The 13,587-nt window shown below is 74.2% G+C and carries 9 protein-coding genes; 4 read left to right on the top strand and 5 right to left on the bottom strand.

Annotated elements, in window-relative coordinates:
• The first annotated feature begins 241 nt into the window (after positions 1 to 241).
• On the top strand, positions 242 to 1,129 hold the full coding sequence (locus OG444_RS29845) for an ion transporter (protein WP_327265091.1): 888 nt from the start codon (positions 242 to 244) through the stop codon (positions 1,127 to 1,129).
• Positions 1,130 to 1,151: 22 nt separating this feature from the next.
• Here OG444_RS29845 and OG444_RS29840 read toward each other — a convergent pair whose 3' ends face one another.
• The 4 genes from OG444_RS29840 to OG444_RS29825 form a co-directional block, all read right to left on the bottom strand.
• Positions 1,152 to 4,733: a pentapeptide repeat-containing protein gene (locus tag OG444_RS29840; protein ID WP_327265090.1), complete on the bottom strand. Its 3,582-nt coding sequence runs from the start codon at positions 4,731 to 4,733 to the stop codon at positions 1,152 to 1,154.
• Entirely contained in the window at positions 4,730 to 5,833 is a 1,104-nt protein-coding gene (locus tag OG444_RS29835) for an AAA family ATPase (protein ID WP_442810785.1), read from the bottom strand. Before OG444_RS29835 ends, OG444_RS29840 begins: the two co-directional genes overlap by 4 nt.
• A 77-nt stretch (positions 5,834 to 5,910) precedes the next feature.
• On the bottom strand, positions 5,911 to 7,956 hold the full coding sequence (locus OG444_RS29830) for a VMAP-C domain-containing protein (protein WP_327265088.1): 2,046 nt from the start codon (positions 7,954 to 7,956) through the stop codon (positions 5,911 to 5,913).
• Positions 7,953 to 9,248 (bottom strand): hypothetical protein, encoded by a 1,296-nt coding sequence (locus OG444_RS29825; protein WP_327265087.1) that lies wholly within the window; start codon positions 9,246 to 9,248, stop codon positions 7,953 to 7,955. The genes OG444_RS29830 and OG444_RS29825 overlap by 4 nt, the downstream gene beginning before the upstream one ends.
• A gap of 241 nt (positions 9,249 to 9,489) precedes the next feature.
• Here OG444_RS29825 and OG444_RS29820 point away from each other — a divergent pair, with 241 nt between their 5' ends.
• From OG444_RS29820 to OG444_RS29810, 3 genes are all read left to right on the top strand, one after another.
• Entirely contained in the window at positions 9,490 to 10,455 is a 966-nt protein-coding gene (locus OG444_RS29820) for a trypsin-like serine peptidase (RefSeq protein WP_327265086.1), read from the top strand.
• A gap of 34 nt (positions 10,456 to 10,489) precedes the next feature.
• On the top strand, positions 10,490 to 11,599 hold the full coding sequence (locus OG444_RS29815; protein WP_327264443.1) for an IS630 family transposase: 1,110 nt from the start codon (positions 10,490 to 10,492) through the stop codon (positions 11,597 to 11,599).
• A gap of 123 nt (positions 11,600 to 11,722) precedes the next feature.
• Positions 11,723 to 12,325 (top strand): TetR/AcrR family transcriptional regulator, encoded by a 603-nt coding sequence (locus OG444_RS29810; protein ID WP_327265085.1) that lies wholly within the window; start codon positions 11,723 to 11,725, stop codon positions 12,323 to 12,325.
• Between the two features lie 210 nt (positions 12,326 to 12,535).
• Here OG444_RS29810 and OG444_RS29805 read toward each other — a convergent pair whose 3' ends face one another.
• The gene (locus OG444_RS29805) at positions 12,536 to 13,480 is read right to left on the bottom strand and encodes an oxidoreductase (protein ID WP_327265084.1); all 945 of its coding nucleotides are present in this window, start codon (positions 13,478 to 13,480) and stop codon (positions 12,536 to 12,538) included.
• Positions 13,481 to 13,587 lie beyond the last annotated feature (107 nt).

The raw sequence follows: 13,587 nt of genomic DNA, 5'->3' as shown, positions 1-13,587 counted from the left end.
GGGTGTACGAGGCGAGCATATGCGCCGACGGCCCGCTCCACCCGTGGATCAACCGACTGTTCACTCAACGCACTTGATCCCGTCCCGGCCGGCCGCGCCCCCCACCCGCCCTGACCTGCCCGATCCTGGTCGGTTCGGCGCATCGGCGGGGCGGAAAGGGGTGAAACCCGATCGCCCCCGGGGCGTTAGAGGGGTGGGCCGCCACTTCGCCCGCGGCGCAGTCGAGAGCACGAGGAGCACGATGACAGACCCGAAGCCGGCCGGACGTGGTCGGATGAAGCTGGCAGCCCGATGCCGGGTGGCCACGGAGGCCCCCGCCTTCGGGATGGTCGTCTTCTGCGCGATCCTCTTCAACGCCGCGTTGATGGGGGTGGAGACGTACAGCGGGCTCGCCTCGGAGTACCGGCTCGTGCTGCAGGGCGCGGAGAACTGCTGCCTGGCCCTGTTCACCCTGGAGATCCTGCTGCGCGTGGGCGCGTGCGCCGACCGGCCGAAAGCATTCTTCCGCGACCCGTGGAACCTGTTCGACCTCGCGGTCGTGGCCAGCGCCTTCATCCCGCTCGTCCGCGAGAACGCCACCCTGCTGCGGCTGCTGCGCCTCGCCCGCGTCCTGCGCACCGCCCGTTTCCTGCCGCACCTGCGCATCCTGCTGATCGCGGTGGGCCGCAGCCTGCCGGGCACCGCCAGCTTCCTGTTCATCGGCGCGCTGGTGCTGTACGTGTACGCCATGGTCGGGTGGGTCTGCTTCGCCGAGTCCGACCCCGGGCACTACGGCTCGGTGGGCCGCGCGATGCTCACGCTCTTCCTTCTGACCACGCTCGACGGCCTGACCGACGCGGTCCGCGCCGGGCTGCAGATCTCCCGGCTGAGCATCATCTACTACGCCTCCTACGCGCTGCTCGCCTCCTTCGTCCTGGTGAACGTGCTGATCGGCGTCGTCCTCAACTCCCTGGACGAGGCACGCGAGATGGAGGACGAGGCGAACCGCACCCCGGCGCCGGGCGCGGAGCCCGACGTACGGGCCAGGATCGCCACGGCCCGCCGCGCCCTGGACGAGATCGAGGCGAGCCTGCCGGTGCCGGGCGACCGGCCGGAGCGGCAGCTGGAGGCCTCGCACAGCGGGGTGTGAGGGGCTCGGCCCGGGCAGCAGGTCATCCCGCGTCGGTGGTGATCAGCCGGATGTTCCAGGTGCCGTCCGGGCACTCCTCGATGTTCCAGCCGCCCGGCCCGCCGCCCGTGAAGTCGGGGACCGTTTCGAAGCGCACGCCTTCGAAGCCGACCCTGCCGCGGAAGGCGGCCCCCGCGAAGTCCGCCGGCCCCTCGAACACGGCGCCGTTGCAGAGCAGCCCGCGCCCCCACGTCGCGGACGCGAAGGAGACGGGCCCGGCGAAGCCGGCCGCGCTCATCCCGGCCAGGCCGCCGAAGGCGGTGCGGGAGAAGTCCGCCGTACCGGCCACCTGCACCCCGTACAGATCGGCGGAGGCCTCCAGCACGGCCCGGCCGAAGGAGACGTCGTCCAGGAAGACCGCCTCCTTGAACCCCGCGGATCCGCGAAAGCGCGTCCGGCGGAACGTGGCCGCACGGTGGAAACGGCTCAGTCCGAAGTCACCGGCGTTCTGGAACACCGCGCCGTCGAGGGAGAGCGGCCCGCGGAAGGTGGCTCCGGCGAATCCGGCCCGGCCCCCGAACACGGCCCGGACGAAGGAGGCACGGTCCGCGAACTCGATGTCCGCCCGGTTCCAGTCGTCCACGAAATAGGCCCGGTCGAAGGACGCCGGCCCCACCCGGACGGGTCCCGGGCCGCGCGGCTCCAGCGCCGTGAGCAGCCGTGGGAGCAGGCCGTGGTCGAAGGTGGTCCCCCGGAAGTCCACCGGTGATCCCGGTGTCAGGGCGGCGAGGTGCTCCCGCTGCTCCTCGGCGCCCAGATGCGCCAGGCACCGCTCGTGGCCGGGCAGCCGGATCCCGATGCAGGCCCACGGCTCGGCCTCCGAGGCGTCGAGTCCGCAGGTCGGCCAGCCGACGGCCACGTCAAGGAGCGCGTCGGACTCCATCAGCACCTGCCCGAGAATCTCGACGAGAGGATGGTCGTCGGCGCAGACCCAGCCCTCGCCCCTGGCGCCCAGCCGCTCCAGGGAGATCCGGGCGGGGAACCCCATCAGGTCGCCCAGGTCCTCGTACAGGCGGTCGGAGACCGCGAGGACGAGGCATCCGGGGGATGCCGTCCGCCGCAGCAGTTCCGCGACCGCCGGCCGTCCCGCCAGCCGGCCCGTCTCGGCCGGCCCGGCGCCGACGGCCACCGCGAGGGAGGGGTGCATGCCGGCCATCCGCCGGTAGCCGTATCCCGCCATGACCGCGGGCAGTTCCCGCAGGAGCCGGCCCGCCTTCCCGTGGGCGCCCGGCGCGTCCAGGGCGACCAGCAGCGGCGCGTCCCCCTCGCCGCCGGTCAGCCGCCCGCCGACGCCGGCCCGCGTCATGAGCTCGGCCAGCATGTCGCGCGTCTCCGCCTTCGGCGAGCTCCCCACCGGGTACGTGCCGTCATCGCCGGGCAGCACCGCCAGGCACACCCCGGTGCCCGTCCCCGCTGCCGGGCCCGCCGGCTGCCCGGGATCCTCCAGCACCGCGCGGAATCCGGGCTGACCCAGCAGGGCTTCCGCCCGCAGGAAGACCATGCGGTGGGGCCAGACCGTGTGGACGACGCCGGCCAGCACGCCGTCCACGGAGACGGGGCCGCCGCGGAAGTGCGTCCAGCTCTCCGGGTCTGCGGAGAGCCGGACGAGTTCGCCGTTGCGGGCGCCGTCGTGCGGGGTCGGCGCAGCTGTCAGCGCGACCGGGTCCCCCTGGTCGGTGCGGCCGTCGATCCGGACCCGGGCCGGCTCGCGGTCCGCGGGCATCCAGGGCAGCGGCTCCGCGCAGAGGGCCGGATCCACCAGGTCTTCTTCGGCCCGGAGCAGCATCATCCGGGGCACGGCCTCGTCCCACCACACCGGGCGGCAGGGGATCTCCCGGTCGCCGGGGCGCACCCACACCACCGCGCCGGGGGCGAAGGGCCCGTCCCCGACCGTGAGGACCAGGCGCGGCGTCAGCAGGATGCCGACCTCCTGCGGCTCGGGCAGCGCGTCGTGGCGGACCCGGACGACCCGGTCGGCCAGGCCCGGGTCCTGCGCCGGGCGGGCCGCGAAGGGCAGGGCCTCCTGCGCCACCCGGCGGCGGCCCTCGCGGCCCGTGGTCACCCGGGTCGCGGCGAAGTCCGGCCCGGTGCCGCGGTTGCGGGACATGTACTCCCAGACCCGGCCGCGCACCAACTCCCGTACGGCTGCGACGTCCCCGCGCAGCTGCGAGCCGAGCAGGGCCTCCCGCACGCCGGGCAGGAACTCGAACTCCGCCGCCGCCGCGTCCCGTCCGGCTGCCCAGGGCTCGAAGAGCCCGCCGAGGGCGACCTCCGCGAGGTGGCCGTGTTCCGAGTCGCGCAGCAGGGAGCGCCGGACGAGGGTCATCACCGGCAGGGTGAGCGGTACGGCGGCCAGGTGGGCGGCGAGCTGCTGGGCGGTCGGGGAGGCGCTCGCCCGGAACCGCTCCACGACCGCGAGGGCACTGAGGCCGCCGCCGGGGCCGGCATCCTGCGGGGCGCTCGCGGCGCCCGCCACGGCGTCCAGGCGCAGGCACGCCAGCCGCCGCCACCGGCCGTCCCCGGAGACCACCCGCACCAGCCGGGCCAGGCTTCCGGAGGCGACGCCGACCACCGGGACGACTGCCGCGGCGGCCGGGCGGCGGGCACCGCGGGCGCGGCGGGCGACCGGCATCCGCTGCCAGGAGCGGGTGGCGGCGGCCGGCCGCTCGGCGCGGACGGCGAAGGGGGCGGGCCGGACGGCGCCGCGCGTCCACAGCCGTTCGGGCAGGACGTTCAGGACGGCCACGGCGTTGTGCGCGCACCAGTGCCGCAGCACACCCTGCACGGGGGCCTCCCGCCAGCCGCCCGCGACGGTGTCGGAGACCACGAGGATCAGGCGGCGCCCCGCTGGGTCGGCCAGTTCCAGGGGGTTGCGGGGCGGGCCGCCGTGGCCGCCGGTGAGCATCGGGGTGGCGCCGGCACCGGTGCCGGTCAGCCGCCAGGTGCGGACGTCGCGGAAGACCCCGCTGCGGGTCAGGGCCCGGCGGACCTCGTCGACGTGGTCCGCCCAGAGCAGCATGGAGTGGTGGGTGTCCACGACCAGTGCCAGGTCGAGCCAGCGGCTCTCGGCGGGGCGCAGGACCGGGGTCGTCACCATCCGTTCGATGCTGCGTTCCACGGTGAGCTGCTCGTCCAGTTCCTCCCCGGGGCCGCCGATGGAGCGCCGGCCGACGGGCCGCAGGGCGCGCATGAGGGCGAGCGGGTCGTCGAGGGAGGCGGCCCGGGGCAGTCGCAGGGGCGAGCCCCGGCGCTCGGTGCCTTCGTCCGCGGATTTCCCGGCGGGGCCGCGGGGGGCGGCCGGGAAGAGCCGGACGGCCGGCTCACCCCCGGCCGGGGTGACCGGCCCGGGTGGAGGAGCACCGGTCCCGGGGGGCAGCGGGTCCGGGAGCGGCGGCTGCTCCCCCGGCGGGCCGGCGGCGGGGTCCGCGGACGGGCGGTCCTCGCCGCCGGCATCGATCCTGGCCGCCAGCCACAGGATGTCGGCGATCTCCTCCGCCCCGACACCGGTGCGCGGGACGCTGCCGTCGGCGCCGTCGGCGAGGGCCGCGAGCAGCTTCTCGATCACGCCGTGGGCCCGGTCAGGTGCTGCATGACGGTGTCGAGGAAGCGTCCCCGGTCGGAGGGCGCCGACCAGGCACCGGCGAGACGGAGCTGGATGGCGTTGAGGAGCTGGTCGGTGGCCAGGTCCCCGTCCTCGCCGCGGTCGAGGAAGGCCTGGACGAGGTCCTGGTACTCCTCGTGCTCCTCGCCGGATCCGATGTCGATGCCGAGCCGGCGGCGCACGATCCGGGCGAGCTTGTCCGGTCCGGGCGGCTCCAGGTGGAGGCGGACGCAACGGCGCAGGAAGGCGGGCGGGAAGTCGCGTTCGCCGTTGCTGGTGAGGACGACGACGGGGAAGTAGCGGCACTGGACGCGGCCCTGGGTGATCCGTACGGCCGTGTCGGGGTCGTCGTCGGTGCCGATGGCGACGGTGGGGTCCTCCTGGGCGAGGCGGGCGAGTTCGGGGATCTGGAAGCCGCCGTCCTCGAAGACGGTGAGGAGGTCGCCGGGGAGGTCGATGTCGCTCTTGTCGATCTCGTCGACGAGCAGCACGCGGGGGCGGTCCTGCGGCAGCAGGGCGGTGCCGAGCGGTCCGAGGCGCAGGTAGCGGGAGATCGACGGGGCGGAGCGAACGTCCTCGACGGACACGGGGAGGGACGCGGGCACGGGCGCCGGTGCGGGCACGACCGGCCGGGGCAGCGCGCCGGGGGTGCGCATTTGCTCCAGCCCGGCCTCCTGGAGGCGCCCGATGGCGTCGTAGAGGTACAGCCCGTCGCGCAGCACGGTCCGGCTGGTGATCGGCCAGTGCAGTACGGGTCCCAGGTTCAGGTCGGCGGCGATGCTGTGGGCGAGCGTGGACTTGCCCACGCCCGGCTTCCCGGTGACCAGCAACGGCCTGCGCAGGTGCAGCGCCGTGTTGACGACGTCCTTCTCGGGCTCGTCGGGTACGTATCCCTCGCCGCGCTGCCGGGTGCGCTCCCAGGCCGCTCCCGAGCAGCCGGGCGGCGCGTATCCCGGGTCGGGTGCTCCGGTGAAATCCCGCCAGGGCGGCGGGGATCCGGCCTCCAGGCGGGCACGCCGGTCCGCGCCCTCGCCGCTCCCGTGGTACAGCCACCAGTCCTTCACCACTGCCCCTGCCTCCCTCTTCGCTCTCGCCGTCCGTCGGCGGTCTGTGGTCGGTGATCGGTGATCGGTGATCGGGGTCAGGCCAGGGACCGGAGGCCCGGCACGTCGTCGGGATCGTCCCACAGGAGCACCAACCGGTCTCCCCCCGCGGGAGGTTGACAGGCGTGCGCAGCGCCCGCGGCGGCGCTCGCGGCCGCCCGGCGCACCTCCCGCACGCGTGCGGGCAGCGTGAACACGTCCAGTGCGCCCGCGTCGGGGCGGCCGTCCGGCCCGGCCGGGGCCAGCAGTTCGAGGAGGGCGGGCGCGGGCGGGCCGCCCCCGCGCCGCCACACGGCCACCGGGAGGCCGCCTTCGAGCACGGCCTCCAGCAGTCCGGCGTGCGGGGCGGCCGTGGTGTGCGCGAGCACGCAGGCGGGCTCCGGCCCCGCCGCCAGTTCCATCCCGAGCATGTCCGTGACCTCGGCGTCCGTCACGACCCGTACGGCGTCGCGGTGCCGGCCGCCCCGGTCGTGCAGCCAGCGCCAGGTGGCGTGCCACTCGGCGCGCGTGTCCGTCCGCTCCTGCGGGCAGCGCACCACCACCTGGTGGAGCAGGCCGAGGGCGCGGAGCCGGCCGGCCGGTCCGCGGGGCACCGGCCACTGGTCGAAGTCGGCGTCCAGCAGCTCGTAGGGCACGTGGAACTCGACGCGGTCCACCGCGGCGTGGTCCGCCGCGCCTGCGACGAGGGTCAGTTGCCGTACGAGTTCCTCCCGGACCTCGTCCAGTGCGACGGGCCGCCCCTCCGACTCCCATATGTGTTCGGTCCGTTCGCCCCGCAGCCACATCCGGGCCAGGAAGCCGGACTCCCCGCCCGGCGGTGCCTCCAGCCGGACGTGCAGGATCCTGCGGCGGGCCGGTGGCGGGGGCGGCGGCAGCACCGGCAGGGCGAGGCGCTCGCGCGTGGCGCGCACCCAGTCCAGCAGCCGGGGCGCCCACCTCGCGTCGCCGGCCGCGGCGGCCCGGTCCGCGAGGAAGCGTACGAAGGGCACCGCCAGCGGCATCCCGCCGTGCCCGCCCTGGCGTTCGTCCAGGTCCTGGACCACCTCCAGCAGGCCGCCCGCGGGCAGGCCGCCGCGCGCCGGGGTGGTGCAGCCCGCCACCTTGAACGCCCAGGCGTAGGCCTCGTAGGCGCAGCGCGGCAGTTCGCGGCCCTCGAACAGATCGCCGAGCCCGTCCCAGGCCACCTGGTCGAGGCGGGCGGCCCCGGCCGCCCCTGCCGGTCCGGCCCCGGACGGCTCGTCGTCGAGGAAGGAGCAGGCGTCCCAGTTGCGGTCCACGATGAACTGCGGCAGCTGCCAGCCCTCGCCGCGCTCGCGCAGCTCCTGGAAGGTGCGGTGGATGCTGAGGGCGGCGCCGGGCAGCCCGCCGACGCTCTCCCGAACCGACCTGCCGCCGAGTTCGCCGAGCAGGGCCTCGGTGAAGCGGCCCGCTCCGCGCTCGGCATCGTTCTGGGCCACCTCGCCCTCGCGGGAGGCGTAGAGCCGGAACTGCCGTCGGCCCGGGACCCAGCTTCCGCCGCCGTAGTCGTTGTTGCCGAAGTTCAGCCGGCCGTCGCGCGGCGCGTGGACCCGGCAGGAATCGACGAGTGCGGCCTGCAGCGGGAAGCGGCGCTGTTTGACGAGGTCGGTGCGCCACCAGCGCAGCGCCGAGTCGAGGTTGAGGTGTCTGATCAGTTTGGTGCTGGCGTCGGCGCAGGGCAGCATCAGCTCCTGGTGCGGCCCGAGGTAGCCGTGTCCGGCCCAGAAGATCCACAGCAGGTCGCCGTCGCAGTCCGGGAGTTCCTCGAGCAGCGCCTGCTTGACGTGCTTCTCGGTCGCCGGCCGGTACGCGGTGCGCAGGGCGGTCATCGCCGGGGAGTCCGTCCAGTCGAGGTCACCCGGTTCGTCGAGCGGCGACAGCAGCAGCCGTACGTTGCCGGGCGGCACCTCGCCGGGGCCGGTCAGCCACCGGGCGAAGCGCAGCGCGTCGCGGGCCGGACCGCGCAGGTTCCAGCGGGGGCTGATGTCGTAGCGCTCGACCCCGGCGACGAGTGCGAAGGTGCGCTGCGGGCCGAGGGCCGGGGGCAGGAGGCCGGCGGGATTCACCCGATCCCCGCCTCGGCCACCGCCTGTTCGATCCGCTCGTAGAGGGCGTCCTGTTTCCAGTAGGCGCTGTGGCAGGCCGGGAAGGGCTGCCGGCTGCGGATCTCGTGGTCGGTGACACGGGCGTCGCCGGGGAACACCGGCCCGGCGAGGTAGGAGAGCACGTCGTGGCGGTCGTAGACGTTGAGCCAGCGCGGGAAGCCGTACGGGAGTTTCGCGCCGGGTTCGAGCGCGGTCAGCGCGCCGAGCTCGTGGAGGAACGGGGCCTGGGAGCCGACCGTGACCAGCAGTTCCGCCCCGGGGACGGCCTCGCCGCGGGCGGCGGCGAGGGTGAGGAGGTCCACCAGGGCGATCCCGCCGAGGCTGTGGCCGATGAGTACGGTCGGTCCCGGGGCGGCGGTGATCCGGGCGTGCAGGAACTCCCGCAGCTCGTGGCCGCGGGACTGGTAGCGCAGGATGTCGCCGAGCACGGGGGTGGCGCCGACGGTCAGGGAGCCGCGCCGGGCGTTGAGCAGGGGCTGGGTGGTGACCCGCTGGGCCAGCCGGCCCAGGACGGCGGCCGCGCGGGCGCCGGGAACGCGGCCGTCGCCGCCGAGGCGGGTGGTGAGCAGTTCGACGAGGCGGTCGCGCTCGGCTCCGGTGCAGTCGGCCTCGTCGGCGGCGACGGCGGCGGTCAGGGTGGCGGCGGTCACGGCCCGGGCGAGGGCGGTGGCCACCTCGCGGGCCTGCGGTTCGCCGGTGGCACGCGCCCCGGCCCGGGCGGCTTCGGCGGAGCGGATGACGCAGTCCAGGGCGGCGGCGAAGTCCGCGGCGAGGCCGGTGCCGTGCAGCAGGGCGCCGAGCTCGTCCCCGGTGCGCGGCGGCTCGGGAGGCAGGTCCTCCAGCAGCCCGAGCACCCGGGCCCCGGCCGACTGCACGCCGGGCATCGCGAAGGGATCGTCCCCGTCGTCCCCGTCGTCCCCGTCGTCCCCGTCGTACCGGTCATCGCCGGCCGCGCCCTCCCACCCCGCCTCGGCCAGGACCCGTAGCTCGCACAGCGGGTCGGCGAGCAGCAGCGCCCACTCGGCCGTCTCCGCGTCCGCGGGGTCGGGCGCGTCGGTGTGCTGCGGGCCGGGGCGCAGTCCGGGGACGGAGACGCCGCCCGCGCCGAGGGTGGCGCCGAACCGGTCGCCCCAGTAGCAGGACTCGACGGACGTTCCGGGGAATCCGGCCGTGAGCCGCTGCCGGACCAGCGCGAACAGCCTGTCGTGCCGCTCGCGCCGTACCCCCGTGCCGTGGACAAAGAGAAAACGCATCGCAGCCCCGCCCCCCTCGCGCAGTCGTCCCCCGCCCGGCACCATAGCCCGGCGGGGGTAACAGGGGCCATGGAACGCCGAGTTCGGCGTCCACGCGCGGGACGGGACGTGGAGAACGTCTCGGCAGGCGGGGTACGGACGGCGGGGGCTGTGAGCACGGACACGTCCCCCGCCCGGAACCCCGACCACTGCTCCCCCATCGAACGAAGAGTCGGAAAGCGTCTGGGGCGGGGAGCAGCACATGGTCGGCAAGGCTGACGAGCGGGAACGGGAGCGGGGCCGGGTGGCCCCACGGGGTTCCGTGGCCGTCGGCCTCCTGTGCACCGTGGTCCTCGCGGGCGTCGGATTCGTCGCCTGGGAGCTGCGCGGCATCGCCGCCAACCGGGCGGACGGCGATCCGGCCCGGGGGATCTACCAGCAGGACCCCGAGCGCGCCGACAGGACGGCGGCCGCGGTGCTGGACGGGATCGTCCGGGAGGAACTGGAGCAGCCGACGGACGGCAGGGCCTTCGCCGACGGCGGCTCGGTGAACTGGCGGCGCACCGGATGGCAGCCCTCCGACCCGCTGGAGGCCCGGCCGGCCCCGGCCGAGCCCGCGATCGGCGCGCTCTTCTCCCCCGGCGGCGACGGCGACCCCGACCACCACTGCTCGGCCGTCGTGGTGCACTCCCCCGGCGGCGACCTCATCGCCACCGCCGCGCACTGCGTGTACGGCGGCGGCTTCCGCACCAACCTCGCCTTCGCCCCCGGCTACCGGGACGGGGTGGCCCCGTTCGGCGTCTGGGTGCCCACGCGGATCGAGGTGGACCCGCGCTGGACGCGGGACCAGGACCCCGACCACGACATCGCCTTCGTCCGGCTGCGCCGGCCCGGCTACCCCGGGCAGCGGCTGGAGGACGTCACGGGGGCCCAGACCATGGGCTTCGGCACCGAACTGCCCGCGCCGGCCCGGGTCGTGGGCTACCCGAACATCTCCGAGCAGCCGCTGGAGTGCCGGAACACCGCCGTGCCGGCCGGGCCGACGCAGGTGCGGCTGGACTGCGCGGACGTGCCCAACGGCAGCAGCGGGGGCCCGGTCCTGACCGACCGCAGCACCCTGATCGGGGTGATCGGCGGCCGCGACGGGGGCGGGGACGACGAGACCTCGTACAGCGTCCGCTTCGGCGACGGCGTCCGCGCCCTGTACGAGCGCTCCACCAAGCCCTAGTGTCCTGAGTCTTAAATTTCCGTATAGTTGAGTCATGACGCGCCCGGGACCGAAGCTTGCGCCGCTGGATCTGACTGATGCTGAGCGATCGGTGTTGGAGGGTTGGGTGCGGCGGCGTAAGTCCGCGCAGGACATGGCGATGCGGGCCCGTGTGATTCTGGCCTGTGACGATGTCGGGGAGGACGGCTTTCCCGTGTCGACGCGTGTGGTGATGGAACGGGTCGGCGTGTCCCGCGGCACCGTCTCGAAGTGGCGTAAGCGTTTCCTGGCGGACCGTCTCGACGGGTTGCCGGACGAGCCGCGTCCGGGCCGGCCCCGCACGGTGATGGACGAGCAGGTCGCCGATCTGATCGCCCGGACGCTGGAGTCGAAGCCGGAGAACGCCACGCACTGGTCGACCCGGTCGATGGCGAAGAAGACCGGGTTGTCGCAGTCGACCGTTTCCCGGGTGTGGCGGGCTTTCGGGTTGCAGCCGCACCGGTCCGAGACGTTCAAGCTGTCCACGGACCCGTTCTTCGTCGACAAGGTCCATGACGTGGTGGGGCTGTATCTCGATCCGCCTGAGCGGGCGCTGGTGCTGTGTGTGGACGAGAAGTCGCAGATCCAGGCACTGGACCGGTCCCAGCCGGTGCTGCCGATGATGCCCGGGGTGCCCGAGCGGGCCAGTCACGACTACGTCCGCGCCGGCACCACCACGCTGTTCGCGGCCTTCGACGCGGCCACCGGCAAGGTGATCGGGTCCCTTCATCGCCGGCACCGGGCCGAGGAGTTCAGGAAGTTCCTGAACAAGCTCGACAAGGAGATCCCTGCCGGACTCCAGGTCCACTTGATCTGCGACAACTACGCGACCCACAAGACCGCGGCGGTCAAGAAGTGGCTGCTGGCCCATCCCAGGTTCCACATGCACTTCACGCCCACCAGCTCGTCCTGGCTGAACCTGGTCGAGCGGTGGTTCGCCGAACTGACGAACAAGCGGATACGGCGAGGAGTCCACAAGTCGGTCCAGGCGCTGGAGAAGGACATCCGCACCTGGATCGACTCATGGAACGAAGACCCCAAGCCGTTCATCTGGACCAAGACCGCCGACCAGATCCTCGAATCCCTCGCCTCGTACTGCCGACGAATTACCGACTCAGGACACTAGAGGGTGTCCTGCCGATCACGCCCTGGAGTGCCCTTTCGGAAAGGTCTTCCGGTTTCCGGGAGTTGCTAGGCTCGTCGGCACCGATTTCGGGACGCACCGGGAACACACCGACGGGACCGCACCATGTCTCCAAAGCAACAGCGTGGCGAGGCCACCGTCGACCTGCTCCTGACCACCGCGCTGCGGGTGTTCGCCGAGTCCGGCCAGCAGGGGTTCACCGTGAACGCGGTGGTCTCCGCCAGCGGGGTCAGCCTCGGCAGCCTCTACCACCACTTCGGCAGCTTCGACGGCCTCGCCGCCGCCCTCTACATCCGGTGCATGGACGAGCTGTGCGACGACATGGTCGCCGCGCTGACCCGGTGCCGCACGGCCCGCACCGGTGTGCGCGCGTGGGTCACGGCCTATCTGACCTTCACTCAGGAACACCGTGACGTGGCGCTGTTCCTGCACGCCTCCGCCTATTCCGGTTACCTGGTGGCCCACGCCGAGGAGATCGGCGCGGCCAAGGCGGAGAAGTTCGCGGCGATCATGCAGTGGCTGGAGGTGCGCATGCAGCGGGGCGAGCTCGCCCCGCTGCCGGCTCCCGTGGTCGAGGTACTGGTCATGGGCCCGCTCGCCGAGGCTGCGCGGCGCTGGCTGTCCAGTACCTACGAGATCGACCTCACCGAGGCCGCCCGCTACCTCCCCGACCACATCTGGCGTTCCCTGCGCCCGGACCCCGTCTGACCGGGCCGGGTTCCCGGCGGTGAGGGGCGCGGCAGGCATGACGGGTGTGACGGGCGCGACGGGTATGGCCTTCTGGGTGGTTGTCCGGCTCGTCGTCGTTCATGTCGCAGAGTCTGCTGCGAGAGGGGCGCCCGGGGCAGGCACGAGCCGGGGCGCCCGGAGGCAACCCGGGGGCGGACGGACTCGCTTCGGGGCGCCCCTTCGGCCCGGTCAGCGCGGCAGGGCGGCGTACGAGACCCCGGTCAGCCTCTCGGAGGCGGCCCACAGCTGCTCGCCGGAGCCGTCGTCGAGGGTCCACTTCGCCCGCCAGGACCGCGCGGGCGCCCCGCGCCAGCCCAGCCGCGGGCCGATGAACGCGTCCGGCCGGACCCCGGGCGCGGTGGCCGCGTAGAGGGTGGGCAGCGCGCCCGAGGACGTGGGCTGGGCGAGGACCGCGTTGCCGAGCGCCGCCACCCGCGAGTTGAGGGTGGGACCCTCCAGCTTCGCCGCCCCCGAGTGGAGGTTGCTGGAGGCGTAGCCGGGGTGGGCCGCGGCGGCGGTGATCGGGGAGCCCGCGGCCTCGAAGCGGCGGGACAGCTCGTGCGTGAAGAGCAGGTTGGCCGTCTTGGAGCGGCCGTAGGCGATCCAGCGCCGGTACCCTTGTCCGCCGCCCGGGTCGGCGGGGTCCGCCGCGGTGGCGTCGATCCGGCCCAGCACGTGGAAGCCGCTGGAGACGTTGACGATGCGGGCCCCGGGAGCGGCGCGCAGCCTCGGCAGCAGCAGTCCGGTCAGGGCGAAGTGCCCGAGGTGGTTGACCCCGAACTGCGTCTCGAACCCGTCGGCGGTCCGCCCGTACGGGAGCGCCATCACCCCGGCGTTGTTGATCAGCAGGTCCAGGCGGGCGCTCCGTCTCCCGTACGCGGCGGCGAATTCCCGTACGGAGGCCAGGTCGGCGAGGTCCAGCTCCATGAACTCGGCCTCGGCTCCCGGCACTTCCGCGAGCAGACGGACCACGGCGGCCCGGCCGCGGGCCGCGCTGCGGCAGGCCAGCACGACCGAGGCGCCGCGGCGGGCGAGCTCGCGGGCGGTGATGTAGCCGATACCGCTGTTGGCCCCGGTCACGACGGCGGTCCGGCCGCTCTGGTCGGGGATGTGCGTGGCGTTCCAGCCGGGCATGGCGGCTCCCTCGTGAAGCGGTGGGTCACCGAGGGTAGACCGGGGCGGCCACGGGAGTGTCGCGAGGGCGGGCGCGGAGCCCGGATCCGCAGGCCAGTAGGCTGCGG

Origin of the sequence: Streptomyces sp. NBC_01232, from assembly GCF_035989885.1 — a bacterium.
In the GTDB taxonomy this organism is placed as follows: domain Bacteria; phylum Actinomycetota; class Actinomycetes; order Streptomycetales; family Streptomycetaceae; genus Streptomyces.
This window is presented reverse-complemented; position numbering and strand designations above follow the sequence as displayed.